The organism is Candidatus Pantoea symbiotica, from assembly GCF_056491525.1.
The window spans coordinates 1,783,009-1,809,700 of the sequence record NZ_JBSZHR010000002.1 but is presented as its reverse complement, the minus strand read 5'-3'; the positions used below and the strand labels follow the sequence as shown (position 1 = coordinate 1,809,700).

Here is a 26,692-nt window from a genome sequence, read left to right as displayed (position 1 = left end):
AGTTATTTCAATTAATGTCTAACTGTGAAAGCGATTTTCCGGCTTGACTAAGCCTAAACGATCGCGCAGCGTGCCCGGCTGATAGTCTCTGCGGAAGACGCCCGCGTCCTGCAGGCGCGGTACAACCTGTTCGAGGAAGCGATCTTCGTTCTCATCAATGTAGGTGGGCAGAATGACAAAACCGTCGCAGGCCTGATGCTGATACCAGTCAATCATCTGCTGCGCAATGCTATCCGCTGTGCCGGTCGGAGCAGGGAACGACAAGCTCTCCGCGTAGCGTTTCGCCATCTCACCCAGCGTCAGGTTCTGCTCAATGGCGCTGGCAATCACATACTGGAAACGGCCTTTGCTGCCGGTGATCTTTTCACGCAGATCCGGCACCGGACCGTCAATCGGATACTGCGACAAATCGATATTCATGCTGGCCGAGACAAAGCTCAGGCCCGATTCCACAGTAATCAATGATTTCAGGTATGCCGCACGCTCCTCGGCATCGCGCTGCGTGGTGCCGACAATCGGCACCATGCCAGGCAGAATGCGCAGTTGATCGGGCTGACGCTGATACTGCTGCGCACGCTGTTTCAGGGTTTGATAGAACTGCTGCGCGCGTTCCCGATTGGGTTGCACCACAAACAGCACTTCCGCCTGTTGCGCCGCCAGATCGATAAAGGCCTCCGAGACGCCAGCCTGAATCACCACCGGATGCCCTTGCGGCGGGCGCGGCAGGTTCAGCGGGCCCTGCACGTCGAAAGATTCACCCGGATGATCAAGTCGATGGAAGCGTGCCGGGTCGGCAAAGCGCGCCTGGGCTTTATCCAGAATCAGCGCGTCCTCTTCAAAGCTGTCCCACAGCGCTTTCATTACGTCGATAAATTCGGCCGCGCGGCGATAGCGATCCTCATGGCTGAAGTGTTCGCTGCGACCAAAGTTGCGCGCTTCGGCGTGGCTCAGCGAGGTAACCACGTTCCACGCCGCGCGCCCGCCGCTGATGTGGTCGATGTTGGCCAACTGACGCGCGGTGGTATACGGCACCGAATAGGAAGAGGAAACCGTGCCGCCAAGTCCGATGTGGTCAGTCACCGCCGCCAGCGCGGCTAATAATGTTAAGGGTTCAGACCAGCCAACCTGACGATGCTGCACGGTGTGCGTCAGATGACCGCCATAAACATCATCAATCGCCAGCTTGTCAGCGACAAAAATCATGTCCAGCTTTGCGGCTTCGGCGCGTTGGGCAATTTTGCGATACAGCGGCCAATTACTGCCGCCGGTCGCGGCCGAATCGGGATGACGCCAGCCGCCCTGATGAATACCGGAGTCGAGGTAGAGCGCCAGATTCATCATGGTTTGGCGGCTCCGTTGGCGTTAAAGAAGGAGGCATCCACCAGTTTGTCGGCTTTTAAGCCGGGTTTGATCAGGCCGCCGCGGGTAAAGGTATCAATCGCCAGCTGCTGGCGTTTTTCCACCAAGGCGTAATCTTCTACCGGCGCGTTGTTTTCACGCTGTACTTTGCTCAGCGCCACCGCATCTGGCAGACGCAGCAGTTTGGCGATCTCGCTGGCGTACGCTTGTGGATGCGCCACGCCCCACGCGCGTGCGCGGATCAGGCGCTGACGGAAGTCTGCGAGCTGCTCTCGCTTGCTGGCGATGGCGCTATCGGTTGCCACCAGATAGTTTGAAACCGGAGAGTTTTTGCCGTCGATGGCGATACGATCGCCGGATTGGGCCACGGCAAACGACACTTAGGGTTCCCAGGTTGCCACCGCATCCACCGCGCCATTATCCAGCGCCAGCGTTGCTTCCGACGGCGTAGTAAAGACAAAACTGACGCTGTCGTCTGGCAAACCCGCTTCGTGCAGCGCATTCAGCACCATATTTTGTCCGGCCGAACCTTTTACCGTCGCCACTTTTTTGCCTTTTAAGTCGGCAATGCTGTGCAGGGCGCTATCCTTTTTCACCACGATGGCATTGCCGAGATATTGCGATGCCTGAATGGCGCGGATCTGCGCGCCCGCCGCTACGGCAAATGACAGCGGACCATCGCCGACCAATCCGGCATCCAGATGCTGGGAGTTGAGCGACTCCAGTAGCGGCGCAGCGTTGGGGAACTCATACCATTTGATTTCATATGGCACATTGTTGAGCTCGCCGGCGGCGGACATCACTGCGCGAGCATTACCTTTTTGATCGCCAACGATCAGTTCGTTGCTGGCAGCCTGTGAAGTCACCGTGAGGAGCAACAATGAGCAAGCTAATAAAGTGATTTTCATAACGTTTCCCGGGTAAAAAGAAAACAGCGTAAGTTTTCAACTACAGCGGGCGTAGTAATAAATCCGCACAAGGTTATGTCTCAGGCGCAAAAGCCAGCAAATCGCGTACTCTCGCCATTTACCGTTATCAAAAAATGCGAATTTTCCTCACTAATGATTAATTCTCTCAACGAAAATGAAACGTGATTTCAGTCACACATTGAGCGAGGCGGTAGCTGGCAGCCATTAGCCAAACTACATTCATTAGCGGAGCTAACGACACACCTCGCAACGGGTTTTTACTAAACGGTAACGTACGTTAAAATTCTGTTGATTTTATGTGGGGTTATTTTTGAGGTTTTTCGATGAAAATGGTTGAGGGATTAGCATGGTTAACAAACTAACCAGTATCGTGCTCGCGATTCTGGCGATTGCCTTGCTGTACATGGGCGGCAAGCTGTTAATGCTGGGCGGCAGCGCCTTCTATGCACTGATGGCGGTGGGCTTACTTATTACCGCAATTTTACTGTTCCGCAACCAGCGCAGCGCGCTGGCGCTGTATGCGGTGCTGATGTGGATTACGCTCGCCTGGATTATCTGGGAAGTGGGCTTTGATAAATGGCAGTGGATCCCACGCGGTGACCTGTTCGGTGTGATCGGCCTGTGGCTGGCGATGCCGTGGGTGGTGAAACCGCTGTATCGCGGTGAACGCCGTTTCCACGGCTTCCTCGGCGGCACCGTGATTATCATGATTGTGGTGGTGATTGGTCTGTGCTTCTACGATCCGGTTCCGCAGCAAGGCACCATCAGCAATGCCCGCGAACAGAACAGCGAGCAGGGCGCTGCTAACGACTGGACTGCGTACGGTGGTTCGTCTGACGGCCTGCGTTTCTCATCGCTGAATCAAATCAGCAAAGAGAACGTCAAAAACCTCGAAGTTGCCTGGACTTATCACACTGGCGATCTGCGCCAGGATGCGGATGCCAGCGAATACACCTTCGAAGCCACGCCGCTGAAAGCCAACGGCATGCTGTACTTCTGTACGCCGCATAACGAAGTGCACGCGCTTGATCCGGAAACCGGCGCGGTGAAATGGAAATTCACGCCGAATAAAGATCGCTCTTACCTGCAGCAGCATCAAACCTGTCGCGGCGTAAGCTACTACGAAGAAACCCCGGTTGCCGCGCAGGATAGCGCAGCGAATCCGGCTATCTGCCGTAAGCGTATCTTTAACGCCACCACCGATGCGCAGCTAATTGCGCTGGATGCCGATACCGGTAAACCGTGCGCTGATTTCGGTCAGAACGGTGTGGTTGATCTGCACGCCAACATGGGTGAAGTGCGTCCACATGCGCTGATGCAAACCGCAGCACCGCTGGTCGCGGGCAAGCTGGTGATCGTTGGCGGTTCCGTGATGGATAACGGCTTCAACAGCGGCAACCCGTCAGGCGTGATTCGTGCGTACGATGTGCAAAGCGGTCGTCTGATGTGGAACTTTGATCCGGCCAACCCGGAAAACACCGCACCAATCGCTGCTGGTCAAAACTACCCGCAGGACACGCCAGTAGCGTGGGGCACGCTGAGTGCTGACCTGAAAAACGGCGTAGTATACGTACCGTTTGGTAACGCTTCACCGGATGAAGTGGGCATTGAACGCGATCCGAACAGCAACACCGAGAAGTTCCGCGATGCGCTGGTGGCGCTGGATCTGCAAACCGGTGCGTTCAAATGGCGCTATCAGAGCTCCAACCACGATCTGTGGGACCGCGATAATCCGTCACAGCCTTCGCTGGTGGACATCGATTATCAGGGCCAGAAGCAGCCTGTGGTGATCCTGCCGACCAAAACCGGCAACCTGTTTGTGCTGAACCGTCTTACCGGCCAGCCGGTGTATCCGGTAAATCAGGTGAAGGTCTCCACTGAAGGTGGCGTCGCAGGCGAGAAATTTGCGGCAACCCAGCCGGTTTCCAGCCTGAACTTCATCCCGCAGCCGTTGACTGAGAAGTCAATGTGGGGCATCACGCCGTTTGACCAGATGTCATGCCGCATGGATTTCCGTAGCCTGCGCTATGACGGCAATCCGTGGACGCCAGCAACTGAAGGTGGTTCGCTGATCTTCCCTGGCAACATTGGTGTGTTCAACTGGGGTTCTGTTGCCGTCGATCCGCAGCGTCAAATGCTGATTGCCGCGCCAGTGCGTCTGGCTTACAAATACAACCTGATCAAGCGTAGCGAGCAGACCGCCACCGAGCGCCTGTTCACCAAAGATGGCACGCCATACTGGAACGAAAACTTCCACGGTGATTACGCGATTCATATCCAGCAGATGGCGTCTGGCCTCGGCATTCCATGCGTTGCGCCACCTTGGGGCCGCATGGTGGGCGTGGATCTGAAGACCGGTAAAACCGAATGGCTGCGTCGCGTCGGCGTCACCAAAAACCTGAAGACCAGCTTCCTGCCAGGCCGTTTCCCAATCGGTTTCCCGATGGGCATGGTGGCGCACGGTGGTCCATTGCTGACCGCAGGTGATCTGGTGTTCCACGGTGCAACCGCGGATAACTTCTTCCGCGCTTACGACAGCACCACCGGCGAACTGCTGTGGCAAACCGAGCTGAGTGCCGGTGCGCAAGCCACACCGTCTACCTTTATGGGCAAAGACGGTAAGCAGTACGTGGTGATTGCAGCAGGCGGTCACGGTTCGCTCGGCACCCAGGCGGGTGACAGCGTTGTGGCATTCCGTTTGAAGTAACCGAATAGTGCGAAAATGTATGACAACGGCTGGTGCATCGCATCAGCCGTTTTTTTACGCTTAGAAAACCAACTGTACTTTGGCGGCTCGATCTTTATCCGCAGCCAGTTCCAGCGCAAGTGCCGCATCCTGCATGGGCATTTCGGCTGATAGCAGCGGCAGCGGATTGATTTTGCCTTGCTCGAGCCAGCGTACCGCAGTGGTGAACTCGCTGGTGAAGCGGAAGGAGCCACGCAGCTGTATCTCTTTGACCAGCAACGGTCCGATAGGATAGTTCACTTCAGCCGCGCCCATGCCGAGCTGCACGATAATGCCGCCCGGACGGGTAAAGGCAACCAGCGAAGCCACCGCCGCGCCTGCACCAGAAGCTTCAAAACAGACATCAAAACAGCCGCCATTTTCCGCTAAGAGTGCAGTTTGCTGTTCGTCACGCGGATCGATCGCCGCGCTGGCGCCCATCTCGTTCGCCAACTGACAGCAACGTTCGCTGATGTCGGTGGCCACCACTTCGGTGGCACCGGAAGCCAGTGCCGCCGCTATCACCAGACAACCGATCGGCCCGGCACCGGTGACCAGCACGCGCTTGCCGGTTAAATCACCCGCCTGACGCACCGCATGAATGCACACTGCCAGCGGTTCGGCGAAGGCCATCACTTTAGCATCCGCGCTATCGCTGTACGGCACGCACTGCAAGGGATTCACCGCCACATATTGGGCAAATCCACCGTTAACATGCGGAAAAAACTGCGCGCTGCCCATAAAGCGCATTGAGCGGCAAAGGTTCTGTTTTCCTTCCTGACACAGCGCACACAACTGGCAGGGTTGGGAAGGGTTGATCGCCACGCGCTGGCCAACTTTCAGGTCGCTGTTTTCTGGCACTTGCTCGATGATGCCAACAAACTCATGGCCTAAAATCATCGGCGCTTTCAGCACTGACATGCCCGCGCGTCCATGCTGGAAATAGTGAATATCCGAGCCACAAATCCCGCCACGCTCAACTTTGACCAACACTTGTTGCGTGTTCCACTCAATTTCCCGCGACTCACAGCGCACATCATGTGCGGCATTGACGATCACCGCGTTCACTGTTTTCTGCTGCATTATGCTTCTCTCTATGCGTTTGAAGGGGTTTCGAATTTCTTTTTATTGTCAGCGTGTTCTTCGCCGGGCGGCGTCATCACTTCAATTTTGCCAACCAGCAGCAGGTAGGCCAAAAAGCCCATCAGCGCGACGGCAGCGATGTACCACATGGCATACTGGAAGTTGTGGGTGCGCTGCAAAATAACGCCAATGATGATCGGGCTGACAATGCCGGAAAGATTGCCAAAAATGTTCAGAAAGCCGCCGATGGTGCCGATTAAGTGGCGCGGAATCACATCGCTGCACACCACCCAGCCGAGATTAGAGAAGGCGTTGGCGAAGAAAGCGATAGAGAGAATGGCGATGGCAATTACCGGGCTGTCCTGGAAGAAATTCACCAGCGCAATCGAGCAGGTGAGCAACATGCCCAGCATCACCGGCAGCTTGCGCGCAAAAGTGCGGCTGCGGCCACGCTTTAGCAGGAAATCACTCAGCGTCCCGCCACACAGCACGCCCGCCATCGCCATCAGATAAGGGAACATCGCGCCAATCCCCGCTTTATCGATCGACAGATGCAGCCCTTTTTCCAGATAGACAATAAACCAGGTCAGGAAAAAGTAGAGCGTCGATGAAGCCGCAAACTGCGCAATAAACAAACCCCATGTGGTGCGCTGACGCAGGATGTATTTCACCGACTGCCAGTTAACTTTGCCGTTGCCGGTTTGCTGATTTACCGAACCGTGACCGCCGCCTTTGCGGATAATATCGAGTTCCGCATCATTCACTTTGCTGCTGTGCTGCGGATCGCGATAGACAATCAGCCAGTAAATACCGAACACAATCCCAACCAGGCCAGAGAGATAAAACGACATTTCCCAGCCCCATTGGCTGACGATAAACGACAGCACCGGCGTCAGCAGCGCCAGGCCAATATATTGCGCGCTGGAGTAGGTTGCCGTTGCACGCGCACGTTCATGGTCGGGAAACCAGGTGGCGATGATTTTGGTGTTGGAGGGAAAAGAGGGCGCTTCCGCCACACCAATCAGCGCGCGGCACACCAACAGCATCATAAATGACGCAGTGGCGGTGGTGAAAAAGTGATGCGATGCCAATCCCATCAGCAGGGTAAACAGGCTCCACAGCACAATCGCGCCGCCGTACAGCCAGCGCGAACCAATCCGGTCAAGCAGATAGCCGACCGGAATCTGGCTCAGGGCATAAAACCAGGTAAACATCGAAAACAGCAAACCGAGTTGGGTGGCGGATAAGAAAAACTCGCCCTGAATATGGGAACCGGCCACCGCCAGGTTAGCGCGATCCATGTAATTAATCGCGGTGACAATAAACAGCATGAATAAAACGCTTAAACGCGTGCGCGTGGGTTTCATGGTCATGACTTCATTCTCTATTAGTATGCAGAGCGGGTTTGTGCCGTTGGCGTGCTCAGGCTGCTAAAGGTGGTGAGCGCGGTGAGTAATACCGCGACAACCAGCGACCCACCCATAAATACGTAAGATGCCGCCGGGCTGCCGGTCAGGCCATTGAGATAGCCCACAATCCACGCGCCGACGAACGAACCGAGCGCACCGAAACAGACCACGAAGGACATCGCGCCCGCCACCACGTTGCGTGGCAGCATCTCAGGAATCGCCGCGAAGAACGGACCATACGGCGTGTACATCGCACCGCCAGCAATCACCAACAGCACCCATGAGAGCCAGAAGTGGGTCGCACCGAGCGTAAAGGAAGCAATGAAGCACACCGCGCCCAGCCCAAGGAAAAGCAGCACGATGTTTTTACGCTGCTGATATTTATCGGAGAACCAGGATGCGGTCAGCATCAGCGGCACGGCGAGCAGATAGGGCGCGGCAGAGAGCCAACCGGTCGCGACGATGCCCATGCCGGACGCGCTCTTCAGCATTGAAGGTAGCCACATGATGAAACCGTACATGCCGATATTCCAAAAGAAGTGGATAAAGGCCAGCGCCAGCACCTTAGGCGAGCGGAAGGCTTCACGGTAATTCTTAACCGGTTTGATCGATTGCTGCTCTGCCGCCAGCGCGTTTACTACTGCACGCTTTTCCGCTTCGCTCAGCCATTTGGCATCGCGCGGTCGGTCGGCATAAATTTTCCACCAGATAAATGCCCACAAAATGGCGGGCACACCTTCAATAATGAACATGCCGCGCCAGCCAAAGGAATTCACCAGATAGCCGGAGAGGATCGACATCCATAACACGGTAATCGGATTGCCGAGGAACAGAAAAGTATTGGCTTTGGAACGTTCCGCGCGCGTGAACCAGTGGCTGAGGAAGATCAGCATCGCCGGCATCACCACACTTTCCGCCACGCCGAGCAGGAAGCGAATCACCGCCAGCAGCGCCACGCTGTGCACCATGCCGGTGGCGGTAGCCAATGCGCCCCACAGGATCAGGCTCCAGAAAATCAGCTTCTTCGCCGAGTGCTTTTCAGCGTAAATACCGCCCGGCACCTGAAAACAGAAGTAACCAAGGAAAAACAGTGCGCCAAGTAACGCCGAAATGGCGGGCGTGATATTGAGATCTTCAGCCAGACCTGCGGCGGCACCGAAACCGTAGTTGGCACGATCGAGGTAGGCGAGGCTATAGGTAATAAAGGCAATCGGGATGAGTTTTCCCCACCGACTGGCCGGTAAAATCCCTGCAATATTCTGGTTCATGGTATGACCTCAGGTCGCTTGAGTAGGATACAGCTGAGTCTTGATGCCCAGCTTAGGTCGCTGTTACAAGGTGGCGAGCCAGCCGCCATCCACGTAAATCATCTGGCCATTGACGTAATCGGAAGCAGAGGACGCCAGATAGATGGCGGTACCCACTAGTTCGTCGGGTTTTCCCCAGCGGCCAGACGGATTGCTGCTGCAGACCCATTTATTGAACTCTTCGTTTTCGACCAGCGCTTCGTTCATATCGGTGAGGATGTAGCCTGGCCCGATGCCGTTGGTCTGGATATTGAACGGCGCCCATTCAGCCGCCATCGATTTAGTCAGCAGTTTGATACCGCCTTTCGCCGCAGTGTAAGGCGCAACCGTAGGGCGCGCGGCTTCGCTGGTCAGCGATCCGATATTGATAATTTTCCCACCGCGCTGGCGTTCAACCATGCGTTTGGCTGCCGCACGCGAAACAAGGAACGCGCTGGTGAGATTGACATCCAGCACGCGCTGCCAGTCGCTCAATGCTAGTTCCAGCATCGGTTTGCGGAACTGAATACCTGCGTTGTTGATCACAATGTCGACGTGAATACTCTCTTCGTCGAGCTGCTGGAATACCGCTTCAATCGCGGCTTCATCTGCCACATTGAACAGAAAGCCTCGAGCGTCAAATCCCTGCTTCTGTAATTGTTCCAACGCCGTATCCATATGCTCCTGACGCGTGCCATTCAGCAGCACTTTGGCGCCGGCTTGCGCCAGGCCTTGTGCATAAGCGAATCCCAAACCGCGCGTTGAGCCGGTGATCAGGGCGGTTTTCCCGGAGAGGTTAAATAAGGTCTGCATAACAAAACGTCCTTCATGTAACATGACTAACAAGTTGGATGAGTTACTTTTACGTTATGCGCAGAAAGGCAGCAATTGGCAGGCGAGAGATTTGTAAGATATCTCACAAATTTTTAATGTCATCGTCAGAAGGTAATTATCTTCTTTTTATGATTAACCTAATGAAAGTAATAGTTAAATTTCGGGGTTTTGCAGTATCGCTTTTGCTGCGCGAAAAATTGCTGCTTGTGTTGCAAGCAGTGACACGTTAAAAAGCGGTAGACATGTAGGACAAGTGAGTAACGCCGTGGCGCTGGAAAGTATCCAAAAACATAATGTGGTTGATGTCATCTACGAACAGATGAAGCAGAACATTCAGGATGGTCTGTGGGAGCCGGGCTGTAAGTTGCCTTCTGAAGCGGAACTGACCGCAACCTTTCAGGTGAGCCGCGTCAGCGTCAGGAGTGCCGTGCAGAAGCTGCGTGACCTTGGCGTAGTGGTGACGCATCAGGGGAAGGGCACATATGTTACCCGCGAAGTGGCGCGCTACGGATCGTTCAGTGATAACCAGCCCATTCTGCATCTGTCGCAGGAAGAGTTTGATGATATGCGGGTTTTCCGTCAGACCGTCGAGTTCAAATGTATGGAGCTGGCAGTTCAGAACGCCACTGATGAAGATGTCAAAGTGCTGGAAAGCGCCTTGAATCGCATGCTGGTGAGTAAAGATGACTACAAAAAGTACTCGCTGGCGGACTACGATTTCCATCTGGCGATTGTGAAAGCCTCGCACAACAAGGTGTTCATCCACGTAATGGAATCGCTGAAAGGAATTTATGTGCATTACCTGGAAGAGTTAAATCGGGTGTTAGGCATCACGCTGGAAAGCGTTGAAGCCCATATCAAAGTCTTTATGGCGTTGAAAAACCGCGATGCGGCGCTGGCGGCCGAGACGCTTAATAGTGCGATGACACACAACGTGCACGCAATTGAAGATGTACGCCATAACTGAATAACCAAAAGCCCTGAACAGGGCTTTTTAATACACATAACATGTAGGACATCATACAGCATGTTATCCAGCTCCCGTGAGGATCATGATGAGTAACCTGAAAATTACCGATGTAAAAACCATCCTTACCGCGCCAGGCGGCATTGATTTGGTGGTGGTAAAAATCGAAACCAGCGAACCCGGTTTATACGGTTTAGGCTGCGCCACTTTTACTCAGCGTATCTATGCGGTCGCCGCAGCCATCGAAAACTACATGAAGCCGTTTTTGATCGGTAAAGACCCGGCGCGTATCGAAGATATCTGGCAATCGGCGGCGGTGAGCGGTTACTGGCGTAATGGTCCGGTGATGAATAATGCGCTCTCCGGCGTTGATATGGCACTGTGGGATCTGAAGGGCAAAGTCGCCGACTTGCCGGTATATGAACTGCTTGGCGGAAAATGTCGTGATGGCGTGCCGCTTTATCGTCACTGCGACGGCGCAGATGAGATTGAAGTTGAAGATAACATTCGCGCGCGCATGGAGGAGGGCTATCAATATGTGCGCTGTCAGATGGGCATGTATGGCGGCGCGGGTACCGATGATTTACGCCTGATTGCCGGCAAGCTGGCCAAGGCCCGCAATATTCAGCCGAAAGTATCACCGCGTAATCCTACGCACGGCATCTATTTCGATCCGGATGCCTATGCGCGCGCCGTACCCCGCCTGTTTGATCATCTGCGCAATAAACTCGGCTTTGGCGTGGAGTTTATTCATGATGTACACGAGCGCATCACGCCAATCGCTTCGATTCAGTTGGCGAAATCACTCGAACCGTATCAGCTGTTTTTCCTCGAGGATCCGGTTGCGCCGGAGAATATCGATTGGCTAAGCAAGTTACGCAGCCAAAGCAGCACGCCGATTGCCATGGGCGAGCTGTTTACGCAAATCAACGAGTGGAAGCCGTTAATTCAAAACCAGCTGATCGATTATATTCGCTGCCACGTCAGCACCATTGGCGGCATCACGCCAGCGAAGAAACTGGCGACCTTTGCCGAATTGTTTGGCGTGCGCACCGCGTGGCATGGTCCGGGTGATATCTCACCGATTGGCGTTGCGGCAAACCTGCATATCGATCTGAGCATCACCAACCTTGGCATTCAGGAGTACACGCCGGTCAACGAGGCGCTGCAGGAGGTGTTCCCAGGTTGTCCGGAGATTGATCGCGGTTATGCGTACCTTAGCGATCGTCCGGGGTTGGGCGTGGATATCGATCTGAAAGAGGCAGCGAAATATCCGGTATCGGGTGGGATTCCGGACTGGACCAATGCGCGTCTGCCAGATGGCACGGCTGCACGTCCGTAAGCGTATTTGTGATTCGAGAGGAACCAATGAACGGTTCCTCTTTTATTGACTTAGTTTTCATAACGTCCCGAGGTGAGTACTTTCATTAGGATCTTTTTTGCCTTAAATCCAAGACATTTCTCGTGTCTTCAGAAGCGTCCTACAAACCTATAGGAACGGTATGATTTAACGCTGTCACTCACATCCTTACTCTTGTGCTCCATAAGTCGCCTGGGTTTGTTGAGTGAGAGAGTCTAATGAATATCATCTACCGCATTGTCTGGAATAACGTAACAGGGCAGTTTGTTGTTGCTTCTGAATTTGCCAAAGGAAAGTGTAAATCCCGCCGGGTTCGCAATATGGTTGCCTTGATTTTGACCAGCAGCATGGGAGTAGCAAATGCCGGGCTGATAGCCAATGGCGTTAGCCAAAGCTATAGCGGTCAGGATATCGTTACCAGCGCCGCAGGTGATTACGGTATTCAGGGTGTTAATGCGGGGGGTGAAATGACTTTCACCGGTGGTAGCATCAGCACCAGTGGTACAACTGCCTACGCCGTAGTCGCTTCTGATCAGGGCAGCGTCAATATCAGTGGAACGCAAGTCAGCGCGAGTGGTGCGGGCACCCATGCCATTTATGTGCCGCGTAATGCATCACTAACTGCCGATAACGTAACCGTTAACAGCGGCACGGGCTATGGTGTATACGCTGAAACCAACAGTACTGTGACTTTCACCAACGGCAGCGTAACCAGTGGTAGTCGCGGCCTGGTGGCAGGGGGACGCTCAGTCATGACAGCCAGCGACTCCACCATTAATGCCGTGGGCCTGGGGATTTATGCTAACGGAGCAACCATCAACGGTGATCGCTTAATTGTTAATACCAGCGGTCGCAATGGCCACGCTGTCTATTCCAATGCAGCAGCGGGTAACATCAGCCTTAAAAACAGTCAGGTCACGACGTTAGGTGATTATTCGAATGGCTTGTATGCATATAGCGGCACTTTAGTGTCTGAACAGAACGATGTGATGACCTCTGGCATTGATGCGCATGCGGTTTATGCCACCGGCACAACGGGAAATCTCATTATAACCGGCGGGACAATTACTACCACTGGCGCAAATGCGGCAGGCATTTTTGCCAATGGGGGCAGCCGGATTAACGCGGATAACTTATCCATTAACAGCAGTGGTGCGGCTCTTTCTGCCAGCGGTGCATCAACGCTAGATGCGCGCAATATCACGCTAAACGCAGAAGCAGGAGCAACGGCGATATCCGCAGTATCCGGCGCCAATATTAGTGGAATTTCCATTCAGGGCAAGGTGGCTGATGGCGGAAACCTGGTGGCCTTCGATGGCATGGCCGGCGCTGCAAACAGCGTAACTTTGGCCGATTCTTCGCTCAACGTGACAGGCAACGGTGCGATTGGCATTAACAGCATCAACGGTAACAATAAGCTGACACTGACCAACACGCAGTTGAGCGCAGTAGAGGGTAGTGCAATTACACTGCAGAACGGTTCCGCGCTTAACCTTTCTTTGGATGGATCTGCATTAGTGGGTGTAACTCTGCTTGATGCTTCAGCCACGGGTACCAGCGCACAAGTTTCTGCCAGCAATGGTTCGGTAATGACAGGCGATGTTAATGTTGATCCGGCCGCTACAACAGCGAGCAGCATTGCGTTAAACGATTCGCAGTGGACTGGCAGCGCAGTCAACCTGCAGACGTTGACGTTGGAGAACGGCAGTCTGTGGAATATGGCTGACAGCTCTAGCCTGAATACGCTGACGCTGAATGGCAGCACACTGAGTTTTGATCACAGCAACGGACGTTCATCCACGCTAACAGTGAATGGTGATTTCAATGGCACCGGAGGTACCTTGGTGATGAACACCGTACTGGCGGGAGATGATTCAGATACCGATAAACTTCACGTCACTGGCAATACCAACGGTAGCACTGACGTAGTAATCAATAATGCCGGCGGCAGCGGTGCACAGACATTGCACGGTATTGAGTTAATTAGCGTGGACGGCAGTTCAGACGGCGTCTTCACTCAACAAGGCCGTATTGTTGCAGGAGCCTATGACTATCACCTGGCTCGTGGCGAGGGTGCGGACAATAAAAACTGGTATCTCACCAGTGACGTGAATACGGTGAAACCAGTCACACCAGTCACACCAGTCACACCAGTCACACCGGGAGCTCCTGGTGTAGATCCTGTCGTCGATCCTGTTGAGGGTACGGGAGGGGAATCTGGTCCGCAGCAACCGGTGAAGATGATTGTGCGTCCTGAGGTGGGGAACTACATCGCTAACATCGCGGCCGCTAATACGTTGTTCAACATTCGTCTGCAGGATCGCGGTGGTGAAACGCAGTACGTTGACGCACTGACGGGTGAGAAGAAAACTACCAGTTTGTGGATGCGTAATCTCGGTGGTCATCAGCAGGTGCGTGACAATAGTGAAAGATAAAAACTGAGACTAACCGTTATGTACTCCAACTGGGTGGCGACCTCGCAACCGGTAGCCTGAACGGTACCGACAGCTTGCACTTCGGCGCCATGGCGGGATATGGCAATGCACGTAGTAATAGTGACTCAACTGTAACCGGATATCGTTCTCAGGGCCACACTACCGGATATAATGTTGGCGTGTATGGCACCTGGTATCAGCAAGCACAGCAGCAGACCGGCGCATACGTGGACAGTTGGTTGCAGTACAGCTGGTTTAATAACAGCGTAAATGGCGATCACCTACCTGCAGAACGTTACAAATCGAACGGCTTCACCGCCTCACTGGAAAGTGGCTATAGCTGGAAATTGGGAGAGGACAGGGCGAGGAACAGTTACTTCATCGAACCTAATGCGCAATTTATCTGGATGAATGTAAAAACGGATAATGTTATCGAAGCAAACGGCACACGTGTCAGCAGCCAGGGTAACGGTAATCTGCAATCTCGATTGGGTTTACGCGCTTCACTTAAAACGGCAAACGAACCGCAGAAGGCTATATATCAGCCTTATATTGAAGCTAACTGGATTAACAATACCAAGAACTTTGGCAGCAACCTGAATGATGTCAGCCTGACAAGCCAGGGCCAAAAAAATATCGCGGAAATGCGAGTTGGCGTTGAGAGTAAGTTACCTTCAAGCGTCAATTTGTGGGGGAGCGTCGGTCAACAGATGAGCGGTAATCATTACCGCGACAGCAATGCGATGCTGGGTGTGAAGATCAGCTTCTGACAGCGGGCACATATTCTTGAGCCGGGTATCACGCCCGGCATTTTTTGAGTCCAACAAAATAGAGAAGAAACAGGCATTTATGTTAATGAAACGCGCTGAATGATGCCGAGCCGGTAAAGATCTTTATCTGTCATAGTCACCAACATAAAGTCTGCATCCTGAGCTGAGCCTGTGGAGATTTAAGGCTAGTTCAGAGACGACATCTGTGAGTTGTTGCGCACGACATTAGCGCTTTGGAGTAACAACCAATGTCTATCCATATTGATAATGTCACCCTGATTTCCCATTTTTAAATGTCACTTTTTGTTGTTTGCCAATGAAGAGAAAAGGGCAGCGAGCTCATTTTTTCAGGCTGGATTTGAAAAGTGACGGATCAGCCAGAACCGGATTGATTGCCCTAAGTTGTTCCTGAACCTGCGCCCGTCTTTTAGGCATATGACGGCTGCGTTTTCTTTTTCCTGCTGCTTCCAGTTCATCCTGCTTTTCCTGCGCCAGCTTCAGCACTGCGCCGAGCCTTTTATTGTCAACGATGCGCCCCTGGCTGATGCACTCCAGCTTATCGAACATCTGATATTCCAGAATTCTGCTGCCGTGGCGGAATGCGAGCGTACCGTCCGGGTAATCAAAAGCAATGATTTTTTCCCCGGCAATACGTGAGTTTTCCTCCGTAGGTTCAACCAGATATAAAATTTTATCGTACTGAAAAGTCAGTGATTTTGAGAGCGTACGCAGCGTCTGCCAGGCGAAGATATCGTCCAGCTCCTGACCGCTCTCCGAGACGGTGCGGTGCAGGTTTTTCGGATATGTTGCCGGCCTGCCGAAGCGGCGGTTGAAGTCACTGATGAATGTCTCAAGCCAGGCATTCGCGTTATCAATGCCGGAAATGTTCTCGAGCCGCATCTCCTTAACAAGCCGATCCTGAAGCGTAAGATTGGCGCGTTCGACGCGGCCTTTAGCCTGCGAGCTGTTGGCACAGATAAGGTCGATGTTCAGGTCGTGCAAAGCACGTCCGAACTGCGTCATGCCGGTACGGCGTGTTTCTGCCTGGCTAACGCGAAATACCGCGTGCTTATCACTGTAAAACGCCACCGGCTTGCCGTGCTTGTCGATGTAATTGCGCGTGGCCATCATGTAATCAAAGGCCGATTCACTCTGGCAGAAGCGCAGGTGCATCAGACGACCGGTCGCGTCATCGATGTAAACCAGCAGACAGCATTTTGGTGCGCGGCCTTCGAACCAGTCATGGTGAGAGCCGTCGATCTGGATAAGTTCGCCAAGACAATCCCGCCGCTGGCGTGGCTGATAAATCCGGGGCTGACGGCGAGCGTGCGGGATCCAGAGTCCGTCAGCAATCATCCAGCATCGCAGCGTCTCAACGGAGACAGCGATCCCGTGACGCTCCTGAAGCTTTTCTACGGCAAGTGTGGGCCCGAAACCTACGTAATTTTCACGTAGCAGCGTCAGTATCTGGCAGTGCAATGCATCATCAATCCGGTGAGTGCCTGGTTGACCGCGACGCGCGTTAGTCAGCCCGACAGCGCCGGACTCGCGATAGCGGTTCATGAGCCGCTGAACCTGACGCTCGGTAAGATCAAGCTGGGAGGCCGCATCACGACGGCGCAGACGCTTTTCGATGACAGCCTGAATGACGGGAAGGCGGTGAAGTTCTTTGTTCGACATGGTCACCAGCATCAGCAGAGATCTCCCAGAAAAGGTGGCAAAAGCGCCATATCTGGGTGACATTATGAACTAGCTAAAAAGTGACATTATCAAATAGCACTCACAACCAAAGGGCGCATAATGTATATTATGTTAAATTAAGTATCTAAGCGCGCACTCAAATCGCCATCAGCCCATCACCTGTCTTCAAACACCACATTCACCAACAATCCGTAACCAGCGATATCTCTGGCGACGGACTGTTGAACTCACGATGCCGTTATCTGCGCCCTTTGATCACTGACGCCTTCCAGTTGAAATCACTGACCTCGCTCTCTTTCAACGACTCCGGTTTCTTCCTGCGCGTTGGCGTTTTCTTTGCTTTGTCAGCCAGCGCTTTCTCTTTGGCCAGTTTCGTCGTCATGATTTGCTGCCGGGCTTCCGCCGTGAACTCTTTCTCTTTCTTTGCATCCGGCTCTTTGCCGGTGCGCTGGCGATACTTCTCCATCAATCCTTTAAACGCTTCTTCTACTGCAACGCGTTCATTGAGATTGAATTGATCGATGGAAATCATTTTCTTGTCGTTCATAGCGTACCGTCCAATAGTGATTTTCTGGCAACAAGTGTACCGCATTTACCTGCAATGAAGATCGCACCATTGCCGCTGGCGAGGCTTTCTTGTAACCTTTGCCGTCAACATTTTAAGGATTTCCTATGAACGATCATCGCTCCAAAGATCCCTTGCACGGCGTGACGCTTGAGATGCAAATTAATGCGCTGGTCGCCCATTATGGCTGGGCTGAACTGGGCAAGATTATCAACATCAACTGCTTCAAAAGCGATCCGAGCGTCAAATCGAGCCTGAAGTTTTTGCGCCGCACACCGTGGGCGCGCGCTGAAGTTGAAGCACTTTATCTGGATTCACTGGATGATTTTGCTGCGGATAAGCCGGATGATTCAGCGACAAATCCCTGGACCATGGGCAAAGATAAGTAATTTCTGGCGATAAAATCGGCAGTGCTACGTGAATTCTCGCTAACTTCCACCCTGCTCTTTTCACAGAATTCACGTAGCGTCGTCAGCGAAATTAGCCTTAAGACCGCATCAAAACAGACGATCCTGATATACTACCGCTCCTAAATTATTAAGGAGATTTCAGATGGCACGATGCCTCACTCTATTTCAATCCCCTGGAAGCGCTAGCTTCCTGCCGTTGACGCTCATGCGCGTCGCTTTCGGTTTGTTCTTCTTCGCATCCGGTTTTAACAAAGTGTTTGTTGCGGCTAATCAGGCGCTGATGCTGGAAACCATCACTGAAGCCGGCATTACCTTTCCAGAGTTCATGTCGGTGTTTGTCGCCAGTTGTGAAACGCTGTTTGGATTACTTCTGGCGCTGGGTTTATTTACGCGTTTAGGCGCTTTAGTGTTGCTGGTGATAAGCCTTGTGGCACTTTTTACCGTTGGACTGCATCACATTCCCGCCGACCTGAATTTATTAACCTGGTATAGCTGGCTGCTGTATCTGCCTGAATCCAGTTACATTTTGATGTGCGTGATGTTAATGGTTCAGGGCTGTGGCCCGTGGGGAATTGATCGTCTAATTGCTCAACGCTGTTCACATCAGTAAGCATTTTGTCCGCTGGCTTTTCTAAAGCCAGCGTTATTCTTTAAGTTTTCACTTCCTGTCAACCTTGCCCGCGTCATCACATTTTCCAATGACCGATCGTATTGTAAGTTTCCATTCTGCATGACAATATCGATACATGTATATACATGTAGCGCCAAGATAACTCACATCATACTAACAATAATTCGCCCTCTTTAGACGCTTCAGCGAGGAAACTATGTCAGCCGAATCACCTGCAGCAGATTACGCCGGCGCAGAGAAACAGCGCCTGTCAGAAACGCGATCCATTGATTACATTCCTCCGAGCGAACGCCACGGACACCCTTTTAGCCAGTTCACCTTATGGTTTGGCGGCAATCTGCAGATCACCGCTATCGTGACTGGCGCACTGGCGGTGGTGTTGGGCGGCGATGTGGTGTGGTCGATTATCGGATTGCTGGTTGGGCAAGTTGTCGGTGCGGCGATCATGTCGCTGCACGCGATTCAGGGACCGCGCCTCGGATTGCCGCAAATGATCACCAGCCGCATGCAGTTTGGCGTTTATGGTGCGGTGATTCCGTTAGTGTTGGTGTGCATCATGTATGTCGGATTTTCTGCCAGCGGCACGGTGTTGGCCGGCCAGGCGCTCGCCAAACTGATCAATACCAGCAATGCATCAGGCATGATTCTGTTCAGCGCGATTATCGTCGTCATCGCGGTGCTGGGATATCGCGTGATTCACAAGCTGGGTAAAGTGGCCAGCGTGATTGGCGTGCTCGCCTTTGTTTACCTGTTTATCACGCTGCTCTCAACACATGACCTTTCTTCGGTGTGGCAAAACCAGCATTTCACCGTCGCTAACTTCCTGCTGGCCGTTTCGTTGTCGTCATCATGGCAGATTGCATTCTGTCCGTATGTCTCTGACTACTCACGCTATTTACCGGCCAACGTCTCAGCGAAAAAACTCTTTAACTGCGTTTTCTTCGGTACCGTTTTAGGCACACAAGCTTCAATGACATTGGGTGTGATTGTCGCGGCGATTGCCGGTAAGGCTTTTTCTGGCAACGAGGTTGGCTATATCGTCAGTTTAGGCAGCAGCGCCACGATGGCGATGGTGATTTACTTCGCGATCTGCTTCGGCAAAATCACCTTCACCACGCTGAATGCTTACGGCAGTTTTATGTCGCTTACCACCATCGTTTCTGGTTTTCGTCAGAAAACCGCGTTAAGCCGTGGCGGCCGCATTCTGTTTGTGGTGTTGATGGTGACGATCTCCTGTGTGATTGCGCTGATTAGCGAACCCGCGTTCCTGAAATCTTTCACCCATTTCCTGCTGTTTTTACTGGCCTTTTTTGTGCCCTGGAGCGCCATCAGCTTGACGGATTTCTACCTGATCACCAAAGGTAAAGTCGATGTGCCGGCGCTTTCCCAACCCAACGGACGTTACGGGCGCTGGAACTGGGCGGGGATTGTTGTCTACTTTTGCGGCGTGCTGGTTCAGTTGCCGTTCATTGATAATCCGCTGCATCACGGTTCGTTAACCTGGATTTTTGCCGGTAACGATGTTTCGCGGATTATTGGTTGGTTTGTCACCGCGCTGCTGTGGTTAGCCGCAAGAAAGTTCGATCGTCGCGGAATGTTAGCGCAATCTGTTTACCCCAATTAGTGACAATGTCACGCACCCTGCATTAATGAATTGCGCTCACAAGTGCTTGCAGCTTTGAGCGCATTATCATTCAGCCATCCCGCCGCTACACTTTAACCATGCTGCACTTACATGGAGATAAAGATGAACGACCAATTTGATGGCAATGGTATCTTCCCGAAAGGGCCTAAAAACGACGCTTTTGCACAATACTTTACCGGTACCAGCTATCTGAGCATGCTGACGACAGAAGGCGTCAACATCGGCAACGTGGTGTTTGAACCCGGCTGCCGTAATAACTGGCATATCCATCATGGCGGCGGGCAGATTTTGCTGGTGACTGGCGGAACCGGTTGGTATCAGGAGTGGAATCAGCCGGCGCGTCAGTTAGTAGCTGGCGATGTTGTAAACATTCCGGCGGGATTGAAGCATTGGCATGGCGCGTCGGCCGATAGCTGGTTCGCACACATTGCTATCGCAGTACCGGCTGAAGGTGCTTCTAACGAGTGGCTGGAACCTGTTTCTGACGAGGAATATCAGCAACTGTAAGGTGCGCATTTTGATAGCGGTCGCCATGAATGGCGACCCTACGGGATTATTTGTAACTCACTACCGTCACCCAATTGGCGTCTCCGCCGGCCGGTGCCTCGCCAACGCGTTTCAGCGCCCCGCTTTCCTGATCAATGGCATAGCTGCCGGTAACCGCACTCTTCTCGCCGCTGGCAATCAGCCAACGTCCGTCAGCGGTAATCGCGATACCGCGCGGCTGCTTCTCGATTTGCCAGCTATCAATCAGCGTCAGTTTGCCGTCATCTTTATTGATCCGGTATCCGCTGATGGTGCTGCTGGTCCGCTCGCTAACATACAGAAAACGGCCGTCTGGCGTCAGACGAATATCGGCCGCCCAGATGCGCGGTGTGGTGTCGCTGTAGCCCGGAGGTCGCTCTTTGCCGTGCTGCAGTTTATATTTTTCCGCTACAGCATTCGGCGTCTCCGCCACTTTCACTAGCTCGCCGCTAGCTTCGCGCCGAAACTGCGTGATGATGCCGCCCATTTCACCGATGTTGTAGAGATAGCGATTATCTGGCGACAACACCGAATGGCGCGGTCCATTTTCTGTCGCCGTTTTGACATAGCCGTTGCCTAAGCCCGACAGTTCGCCTTCGGCGCTCAGCTTCAATTGCAGCACGCGATCGGTGCCGAGATTGCCGACATAAGCGTGTTTTCCGCTCGTATCAACAATCACCGAGTGTGCGGCATGTCCGGTTTTGTAGCTGCCGACTGGAGGCGCAATAAGCTTGCCATCGTTATTGAGTTTGTAAACGTGCACCACATCGCCATCATAGGACGCGCCCAGCAGAAAACGCCCTTGCGGGTCCGTGCGAATGTAGGGATAACTGGCCGCAGCGGATACGGCGTTCAATGGGCTGAGATCGCCCGATTTGCTGTCGATATTCCAGCTGACAAGTTGCAGCGGTTTGCTGCGAATTGCGGCGTACAGATGTTTATGATCGGCGCTTAACGCCATCGGCATCACTTTGCCACCGGCTTGCGTGCGTCCCAACAGTTGTAGCGCACCGGTTTGCTCGTTCAGCGCGTAGCGCGCGATGGTGCCATCATCGGCTTCTGAAACGTAGACAAAAGTTTGCGCCAGTAACGGCGCGCTGGCGGCTAACGACGCTAACAGCGTCGCCGCGCGTAATATCTTTTTCATGCTGCTTCCTTAGCGTACCAATGACGGACGTTTGGCGTCATAGCGCCAGTTATCGATCAAAAACTGCATCCCCAGCGCATCGTTGCGATTTTTATCTGGCAGCGCGTTGTAGAGCGCATGCGCTTGTTCGACGCGATCCATATCCAGCTCAATGCCCAATCCTGGTCCCGGCGGCAACTCCAGATAGCCGTCACGGATCTGCGGCGGTTGACGCGTAAGCTGCTGACCATCCTGCCAAATCCAGTGCGTATCAAAAGCGGTTTGACGATCGCCCGGTGCCGCGGCGCCAAGGTGCGCGACCATCGCCAGCGAAACATCAAAATGATTATTGGAGTGGCAGCCGGTTGTCAGCCCCCATTCGTTGCACAACTGCGCCACCACGTTGGCGTTACGCATCGTCCAGAAGTGCGGATCGGCGAGCGGGATATCGATAGCATTCAGCTGCAGCGCATGATGCAGCTGGCGCCAGTCGTTGGCGATCATGTTAGTCGCGACCAGCACGCCGGTGGCGCGGCGAAACTCGGCCAGCGTTTCCCGGCCGGAATAGCCCTGTTCAGCGCCGCAAGGATCTTCCAGATACGGCACTTTCCCGGCCAGCTGCTTACCAAAGCGAATCGCCTCATCCAGCGACCAGCTGGCATTAGGATCGACGGTGACGCGCGCGTCAGGGAATCGTGCCAGCAGCGCTTCAACCGTTGCCACTTCCACTTCGCCTGGCTGCACGCCGCCTTTTAGCTTGAAATCGCGGAAGCCGTATTGCTCAACCGCCGCTTCGGCGAGCCGCACCACAGCATCGCTGTCCATCGCCGCTTCATGACGCAGACGGAACCAACCATCTTGCTCATGCTCTCCCGATCGATAGTTCATATTGGTGCGCTGGCGATCGGCGATGTAGAACAAATAGCCGAGCACCGGAATGCGGTCGCGCTGTTTGCCGCTGGCGAGCAGATCCGCTACCGGCAGATTGAAAAGCTTGCCTTGCAGATCCAGAAGCGCCGCTTCAATCGCGGCGGCGGCGTTGTAGAACTTTTCCGGATTCATCTGCGGGATATGAATGTCATTGGTGTGCGAAGTTTGTTGCTGACGTGCCTCGCTGCTAAACAACTGGCTTAGCATCGCGTTGAGGCGCAGCAGCGAACTGCCTTCGATCAGCGGACGAAACTGCTCCAGCAGCTGCAAGGTGGACGCATGACACGGCGTTTCGCCGACGCCGGTATGCCCGGCCGAATCGGTCAATATCACGATGATGCGCGTGAAGTAGCAGTTATGGGCGCCGCCAATGTTCAATAACATGCTGTCGTAACCGGCAACCGGCACGATGCGCATCGATTTAATGACTGGACTGTCTGACATGGTTTCTCTCCGTGTGACCGAATGCGGGTGGAACAGGCTTGTGACGCAGCAGCAAATAGAGTCCGGTAACCACGGACACGCTGGTCAGCGCGTAAAGTCCGCCGGTGGTGCTGCCGGTGTGCATTTCGAGGTAGCCGAATACCGTAGGCGCAAAGAAGCCGCCCAGGTTGCCAATCGAGTTGATCAGCGCAATGCCGGGTGCGGCAATCGAGGCCGGTAATTCACTTTGTGGCATCGGCCAGAAGAATGCCGCACTGACTTTGGAGCCGATACAGGCCACAATCATCGCCACAAATCCAAACCACGGCGTACCCAGCGTGGCCATAAAGGTGCCGCACGCAGCGATCAGCATGGCGATGCCGAGCCCTCTATCCAGCTTATCGCGATAACGGTCGGTGGCTTTGCCGAGCAGAAATAGCGCGACAATGGCGAACAACCACGGAACGGCGGTCAGCAATCCGGTTTCAAAACTGTTGAAGCCCTGAATACGCTGAATGATCTGCGGAAGCCAAAACACTAATGTGTAGCCGGTCATGGTCATGGTGAAGAAGATCAGGCAGTAAGATAAAAGGCTGCGATCGGTGATCAAGCCCCAGCGACCGTGTGTCACCGCGTGCTCTTCGCGAGCGTCATCTTCCAGCGCTAACTGCTGCGCCAGCGCCTGTTTCTCCGCGTCGCTGAGCCACTTTGCGCCTTCCGGTTTGGATACCAACACAAAGGCAGCCAGCAAACCGATCACAATCGATCCGCCACCTTCCATAAACATCACCCATTTCCAGCCCGCGATGCCGCCAACATCATGCATCATCAAAATCGCGCCGGTGAGCGGACCGGAGAACAGAAAGGCGCTGGCGGTGGCGCTCAACACCATCGCGGTGGCGCGTCCTCGCCAGGCGTTCGGCACCCATTGACGGAAATAGAACAGCACGCCTGGGAAGAAGCCGGCTTCCGCCACGCCGAGCAGGAAACGCAGCAGATAGAAATGCAGCGGCGTGCTGACAAAACCGGTAAGCACCACCACCATGCCCCACGTAATCATGATGCGGGTCAGCCACACGCGTGCGCCGAGTTTCTTCAGCATCATATTGCTCGGCACTTCAAACAGCGCATAACCGATAAAGAACAGGCCCGCGCCTAAACCGAAGGCGGCGGCGCTGATGCCCGCATCCGTTTGCAGTTCGGCTTTAACGAAGCCAATGTTTGCCCGGTCAATCTGGTTCACAACTAACATCAGCGCCAGCATTGGAATGATGCGGCGGAAGAACTTGCCGATGGCTGAGGCGATATGAGCGTCATGATCGGGCGATAGTGCGTATTGTTGTTGTGTCATGCGTCACCTGTAGGGAGAAAAGCATCGCTATAGGTATACGCAGCAGAGTTGGCTCTGGTGTATGTGGCATTGCCCGAGACCGCTTAGGCAAATGCCCTATGAATGTTAAAATTCATGGTGTTATATTAATTCGCGTCGAAAAGTTTACGCTTGGTTTGTGCGCTGGCTCACGACGAGCCCCGTGCCTGAGCACACCTTATTTCAAATTGAGCAACTTTCGTTCGCCATAAGATCAGATTGTTTCAGTTTTGCCGTGCGGCGACCGAGCAAAGGGCGCCTGGCCGCGCCCTCTGCACTCCCGGGCCTTGCGCCAGCCCAACCCGCCGCTTTGCGGTACCCTCACTCATTCACGATTCCTGACGGACCGGCGGCGATTCGCTCCTGCTCAGCGCCGCCTCTCGCCGCATCCATGCGGCTCATCCTGGAATCCCTCATTCCCTCAGCGGTTTGGGATGTCGCCTCAACACCCCCGCTTCAGCAACAATGCATTTTCCCGGCTCCCTATCGCTATTAATCCTGTAGGGTCGCCATTTATGGTGACCTGGCACATCAATGGTCGAATTTTCATAATGGGCTTTTTCAGGCGTTGTTGTTTGAAGCTATTTGAGTAATGACGGCTATGAAAAACTAAGATGATGTAAATAATTGATTTACTTGAGGGACAAATCTGCCACGATAAAGCACGTAACTTCAAAAACTACATATTGGAAATTCATAGAAGGATGAGGTCAATCCTCAATAAATAAATTGTCCAGTTCTTCAAGCTGGGGAAATGAGAAATCAACGGCTGAAAGTTTCAATCCCAGTGACGTCAAATAAAGAGTAAATGCTTTCAATGATCCCGCGTAATGGCCGTTTTCAATCTGTGAAATAACCGTGCGATGAATACCTGCACGTGTCGCGGCGTCGGCTTGAGTCCAACGGTTAGCCTTCCGCCTTTCCTGGCATTTGGCTCCTATTGCTTGCAAACCAGGCAACATAAAACCTCCATTGTTGGTATATAATAACAATTTCTGTATTTTCACTAAAATGTGAGTATATAGCAACATTTCACTTCTGCATAAGCGATCCATTATCTTTTCCTCGTCTACACTTGCCTCACGTGAAAACGCTAATAGAGGTAAAAATGTCGCAATCAAATCAACGTAATCAAGCTTGGCTATTAGCCTCACGCCCGCATGGCGAACCGGTAAAAGAGAACTTTCGCCTTGTGGAGCAGCCAATTCCTGAGGTGAAGGATGGCCAAATCCTGCTGCGCACGCTCTATTTGTCGCTCGACCCGTATATGCGCGGGCGCATGGATGACAGCAAATCCTATGCTGCGCCAGCAGAACTCGACCAACCGATGGTCGGCGGCACGGTGAGCGAAGTGGTTGAATCTCAACATGCGGATTTCAAACAAGGCGATGTGGTCCTCGCGCAGAGCGGCTGGCAAAGCTATGCGGTTTCGGACGGAAACGGCGTGGCGAAACTGGGCGATCTGCCCCATCCTTCCTGGGCGCTGGGCATTCTCGGGATGCCGGGCTTTACCGCCTATATGGGCTTGATGGATATCGGCCAGCCGAAACAGGGCGAAACCTTAGTGGTTGCAGCAGCTACCGGCCCGGTCGGTGCCACGGTGGGTCAGCTTGGCAAACTTCAAGGCTGCCATGTTGTGGGTGTCGCCGGTGGCGAAGAGAAATGCCGCTATGCGATTGAGAAACTCGGTTTCTCTGCCTGTATCGATCACCATCGTGACGACTTTGCAGAACAGCTTGCGGCGGCCTGCCCGGACGGCATTGATATCTACTTCGAAAACGTCGGCGGCAAGGTGTTTGATGCCGTATTCCCGCTGCTGAATACTGCTGCGCGCGTGCCGGTATGTGGTCTGGTTTCTGGCTACAGCAGCCGCGAATTACCGCCGGGCCCGGATCGCACCCCGCAAATCATGGGCGGCATTCTCAAACGTCGTATTCGCATGCAGGGCTTTATCATCTTCCAGGATTACGGTGATCGTTACCCTGAATTCCTCAAAGCGATGACGCCGCTGGTGGAGCAGCAAAAAATCCACTACCGCGAGCACATGATCGACGGGCTGGAAAACGCACCTCAGGCGTTTTTCGATATGCTGAAAGGCAAAAACTTCGGTAAAACCGTGGTTAAAGTCAGTTAACGCTTTTCGTGGCGAAAGCGATCTTCGCCCGTTTATGACGAGTTAAGTAAAGATACTGGTAATTTATACAGATAAG

At 53.5% G+C, this 26,692-nt stretch carries 23 protein-coding genes; 10 read left to right on the top strand and 13 right to left on the bottom strand.

Annotated features, from left to right (window positions below; genetic code table 11):
• Positions 1–18: 18 nt before the first annotated feature.
• Genes ACXIZX_RS08990 through ACXIZX_RS08980 form a run of 3 tightly spaced genes read right to left on the bottom strand, consistent with a single transcriptional unit; the run spans position 19 to position 2,267 of the window.
• A complete protein-coding gene (locus ACXIZX_RS08990; RefSeq protein WP_479404003.1) occupies positions 19–1,341 on the bottom strand; it encodes an LLM class flavin-dependent oxidoreductase in 1,323 nt (440 codons plus the stop codon).
• Complete coding sequence (locus ACXIZX_RS08985) at positions 1,338–1,739, bottom strand: type 2 periplasmic-binding domain-containing protein (RefSeq protein ID WP_479404002.1); 402 nt, start codon at positions 1,737–1,739, stop codon at positions 1,338–1,340. Before ACXIZX_RS08985 ends, ACXIZX_RS08990 begins: the two co-directional genes overlap by 4 nt.
• On the bottom strand, positions 1,740–2,267 hold the full coding sequence (locus ACXIZX_RS08980) for an ABC transporter substrate-binding protein (protein WP_479404001.1): 528 nt from the start codon (positions 2,265–2,267) through the stop codon (positions 1,740–1,742).
• A 367-nt stretch (positions 2,268–2,634) separates the two neighbouring features.
• On the opposite strand from ACXIZX_RS08980, the gene ACXIZX_RS08975 reads away from it, so the two are divergent.
• Positions 2,635–4,995: a membrane-bound PQQ-dependent dehydrogenase, glucose/quinate/shikimate family gene (locus tag ACXIZX_RS08975; RefSeq protein WP_479404000.1), complete on the top strand. Its 2,361-nt coding sequence runs from the start codon at positions 2,635–2,637 to the stop codon at positions 4,993–4,995.
• A 60-nt stretch (positions 4,996–5,055) separates the two neighbouring features.
• On the opposite strand, the gene idnD is transcribed toward ACXIZX_RS08975, so the two are convergent.
• From idnD to ACXIZX_RS08955, 4 genes are all read right to left on the bottom strand, one after another.
• Positions 5,056–6,096 (bottom strand): L-idonate 5-dehydrogenase, encoded by a 1,041-nt coding sequence (gene idnD, locus ACXIZX_RS08970; protein WP_479403999.1) that lies wholly within the window; start codon positions 6,094–6,096, stop codon positions 5,056–5,058.
• Between the two features lie 11 nt (positions 6,097–6,107).
• Positions 6,108–7,463 (bottom strand): MFS transporter, encoded by a 1,356-nt coding sequence (locus ACXIZX_RS08965; RefSeq protein WP_479404862.1) that lies wholly within the window; start codon positions 7,461–7,463, stop codon positions 6,108–6,110.
• A 20-nt stretch (positions 7,464–7,483) separates the two neighbouring features.
• Positions 7,484–8,773, bottom strand: coding sequence for an MFS transporter (locus tag ACXIZX_RS08960; protein ID WP_479403998.1), 1,290 nt, complete (start codon positions 8,771–8,773; stop codon positions 7,484–7,486).
• Between the two features lie 63 nt (positions 8,774–8,836).
• Positions 8,837–9,604 (bottom strand): SDR family oxidoreductase, encoded by a 768-nt coding sequence (locus ACXIZX_RS08955; RefSeq protein WP_479403997.1) that lies wholly within the window; start codon positions 9,602–9,604, stop codon positions 8,837–8,839.
• 286 nt (positions 9,605–9,890) lie between these two features.
• Between ACXIZX_RS08955 and ACXIZX_RS08950 the strand changes: the two genes are divergently transcribed.
• The 4 genes from ACXIZX_RS08950 to ACXIZX_RS08935 all read left to right on the top strand — a co-directional run bounded on the left by ACXIZX_RS08950 (position 9,891) and on the right by ACXIZX_RS08935 (position 15,157).
• A complete protein-coding gene (locus ACXIZX_RS08950) occupies positions 9,891–10,592 on the top strand; it encodes a FadR/GntR family transcriptional regulator (RefSeq protein WP_008104106.1) in 702 nt (233 codons plus the stop codon).
• Between the two features lie 88 nt (positions 10,593–10,680).
• A complete protein-coding gene (locus ACXIZX_RS08945) occupies positions 10,681–11,934 on the top strand; it encodes an enolase C-terminal domain-like protein (RefSeq protein WP_008104104.1) in 1,254 nt (417 codons plus the stop codon).
• Positions 11,935–12,170: 236 nt separating this feature from the next.
• Positions 12,171–14,387 (top strand): autotransporter outer membrane beta-barrel domain-containing protein, encoded by a 2,217-nt coding sequence (locus ACXIZX_RS08940; protein WP_479403996.1) that lies wholly within the window; start codon positions 12,171–12,173, stop codon positions 14,385–14,387.
• Positions 14,384–15,157: an autotransporter outer membrane beta-barrel domain-containing protein gene (locus ACXIZX_RS08935; RefSeq protein ID WP_479404861.1), complete on the top strand. Its 774-nt coding sequence runs from the start codon at positions 14,384–14,386 to the stop codon at positions 15,155–15,157. Before ACXIZX_RS08940 ends, ACXIZX_RS08935 begins: the two co-directional genes overlap by 4 nt.
• 339 nt (positions 15,158–15,496) lie before the next feature.
• Here ACXIZX_RS08935 and ACXIZX_RS08930 read toward each other — a convergent pair whose 3' ends face one another.
• Positions 15,497–16,837 (bottom strand): ISNCY family transposase, encoded by a 1,341-nt coding sequence (locus ACXIZX_RS08930; RefSeq protein ID WP_479404860.1) that lies wholly within the window; start codon positions 16,835–16,837, stop codon positions 15,497–15,499.
• A gap of 259 nt (positions 16,838–17,096) precedes the next feature.
• A complete protein-coding gene (locus tag ACXIZX_RS08925; RefSeq protein ID WP_061718882.1) occupies positions 17,097–17,405 on the bottom strand; it encodes a hypothetical protein in 309 nt (102 codons plus the stop codon).
• 125 nt (positions 17,406–17,530) lie between these two features.
• On the opposite strand from ACXIZX_RS08925, the gene ACXIZX_RS08920 reads away from it, so the two are divergent.
• The 4 genes from ACXIZX_RS08920 (at position 17,531) to ACXIZX_RS08905 (ending at position 20,616) form a co-directional block, all read left to right on the top strand.
• Positions 17,531–17,812 carry a VF530 family protein gene (locus tag ACXIZX_RS08920; protein WP_479403995.1) on the top strand — a complete coding sequence of 94 codons (282 nt, stop codon included), beginning with the start codon at positions 17,531–17,533 and terminating at the stop codon, positions 17,810–17,812.
• Positions 17,813–17,975: 163 nt separating this feature from the next.
• Complete coding sequence (locus ACXIZX_RS08915) at positions 17,976–18,443, top strand: DoxX family protein (protein WP_179450914.1); 468 nt, start codon at positions 17,976–17,978, stop codon at positions 18,441–18,443.
• A 217-nt stretch (positions 18,444–18,660) separates the two neighbouring features.
• A complete protein-coding gene (locus tag ACXIZX_RS08910; protein ID WP_479403994.1) occupies positions 18,661–20,088 on the top strand; it encodes a purine-cytosine permease family protein in 1,428 nt (475 codons plus the stop codon).
• 123 nt (positions 20,089–20,211) lie between these two features.
• Positions 20,212–20,616 (top strand): cupin domain-containing protein, encoded by a 405-nt coding sequence (locus ACXIZX_RS08905; RefSeq protein ID WP_154156110.1) that lies wholly within the window; start codon positions 20,212–20,214, stop codon positions 20,614–20,616.
• A gap of 46 nt (positions 20,617–20,662) precedes the next feature.
• Here ACXIZX_RS08905 and ACXIZX_RS08900 read toward each other — a convergent pair whose 3' ends face one another.
• The 4 genes from ACXIZX_RS08900 to ACXIZX_RS08885 form a co-directional block, all read right to left on the bottom strand.
• Positions 20,663–21,781 carry a lactonase family protein gene (locus ACXIZX_RS08900; RefSeq protein ID WP_479403993.1) on the bottom strand — a complete coding sequence of 373 codons (1,119 nt, stop codon included), beginning with the start codon at positions 21,779–21,781 and terminating at the stop codon, positions 20,663–20,665.
• 9 nt (positions 21,782–21,790) lie between these two features.
• Positions 21,791–23,134 (bottom strand): enolase C-terminal domain-like protein, encoded by a 1,344-nt coding sequence (locus ACXIZX_RS08895; RefSeq protein WP_479403992.1) that lies wholly within the window; start codon positions 23,132–23,134, stop codon positions 21,791–21,793.
• Entirely contained in the window at positions 23,112–24,464 is a 1,353-nt protein-coding gene (locus ACXIZX_RS08890; protein WP_479403991.1) for an MFS transporter, read from the bottom strand. Before ACXIZX_RS08890 ends, ACXIZX_RS08895 begins: the two co-directional genes overlap by 23 nt.
• 728 nt (positions 24,465–25,192) lie before the next feature.
• Positions 25,193–25,687 carry a helix-turn-helix domain-containing protein gene (locus ACXIZX_RS08885; RefSeq protein ID WP_479403990.1) on the bottom strand — a complete coding sequence of 165 codons (495 nt, stop codon included), beginning with the start codon at positions 25,685–25,687 and terminating at the stop codon, positions 25,193–25,195.
• Between ACXIZX_RS08885 and ACXIZX_RS08880 the strand changes: the two genes are divergently transcribed.
• Positions 25,591–26,616: an NADP-dependent oxidoreductase gene (locus ACXIZX_RS08880; RefSeq protein WP_179450924.1), complete on the top strand. Its 1,026-nt coding sequence runs from the start codon at positions 25,591–25,593 to the stop codon at positions 26,614–26,616. The genes ACXIZX_RS08885 and ACXIZX_RS08880 overlap by 97 nt on opposite strands.
• Positions 26,617–26,692 lie beyond the last annotated feature (76 nt).

Bases quoted from the DNA above. Each gene is read 5' to 3' on its own strand.
- ACXIZX_RS08990 (WP_479404003.1), bottom strand. From the start codon at position 1,341: ATGATGAATCTGGCGCTCTACCTCGACTCCGGTATTCATCAGGGCGGC.
- ACXIZX_RS08980 (WP_479404001.1), bottom strand. From the start codon at position 2,267: ATGAAAATCACTTTATTAGCTTGCTCATTGTTGCTCCTCACGGTGACT.
- ACXIZX_RS08975 (WP_479404000.1), top strand. From the start codon at position 2,635: ATGGTTAACAAACTAACCAGTATCGTGCTCGCGATTCTGGCGATTGCC.
- idnD (WP_479403999.1), bottom strand. From the start codon at position 6,096: ATGCAGCAGAAAACAGTGAACGCGGTGATCGTCAATGCCGCACATGAT.
- ACXIZX_RS08965 (WP_479404862.1), bottom strand. From the start codon at position 7,463: ATGAAACCCACGCGCACGCGTTTAAGCGTTTTATTCATGCTGTTTATT.
- ACXIZX_RS08960 (WP_479403998.1), bottom strand. From the start codon at position 8,773: ATGAACCAGAATATTGCAGGGATTTTACCGGCCAGTCGGTGGGGAAAA.
- ACXIZX_RS08955 (WP_479403997.1), bottom strand. From the start codon at position 9,604: ATGCAGACCTTATTTAACCTCTCCGGGAAAACCGCCCTGATCACCGGC.
- ACXIZX_RS08945 (WP_008104104.1), top strand. From the start codon at position 10,681: ATGAGTAACCTGAAAATTACCGATGTAAAAACCATCCTTACCGCGCCA.
- ACXIZX_RS08940 (WP_479403996.1), top strand. From the start codon at position 12,171: ATGAATATCATCTACCGCATTGTCTGGAATAACGTAACAGGGCAGTTT.
- ACXIZX_RS08930 (WP_479404860.1), bottom strand. From the start codon at position 16,837: ATGTCGAACAAAGAACTTCACCGCCTTCCCGTCATTCAGGCTGTCATC.
- ACXIZX_RS08925 (WP_061718882.1), bottom strand. From the start codon at position 17,405: ATGAACGACAAGAAAATGATTTCCATCGATCAATTCAATCTCAATGAA.
- ACXIZX_RS08920 (WP_479403995.1), top strand. From the start codon at position 17,531: ATGAACGATCATCGCTCCAAAGATCCCTTGCACGGCGTGACGCTTGAG.
- ACXIZX_RS08915 (WP_179450914.1), top strand. From the start codon at position 17,976: ATGGCACGATGCCTCACTCTATTTCAATCCCCTGGAAGCGCTAGCTTC.
- ACXIZX_RS08910 (WP_479403994.1), top strand. From the start codon at position 18,661: ATGTCAGCCGAATCACCTGCAGCAGATTACGCCGGCGCAGAGAAACAG.
- ACXIZX_RS08905 (WP_154156110.1), top strand. From the start codon at position 20,212: ATGAACGACCAATTTGATGGCAATGGTATCTTCCCGAAAGGGCCTAAA.
- ACXIZX_RS08900 (WP_479403993.1), bottom strand. From the start codon at position 21,781: ATGAAAAAGATATTACGCGCGGCGACGCTGTTAGCGTCGTTAGCCGCC.
- ACXIZX_RS08895 (WP_479403992.1), bottom strand. From the start codon at position 23,134: ATGTCAGACAGTCCAGTCATTAAATCGATGCGCATCGTGCCGGTTGCC.
- ACXIZX_RS08890 (WP_479403991.1), bottom strand. From the start codon at position 24,464: ATGACACAACAACAATACGCACTATCGCCCGATCATGACGCTCATATC.
- ACXIZX_RS08880 (WP_179450924.1), top strand. From the start codon at position 25,591: ATGTCGCAATCAAATCAACGTAATCAAGCTTGGCTATTAGCCTCACGC.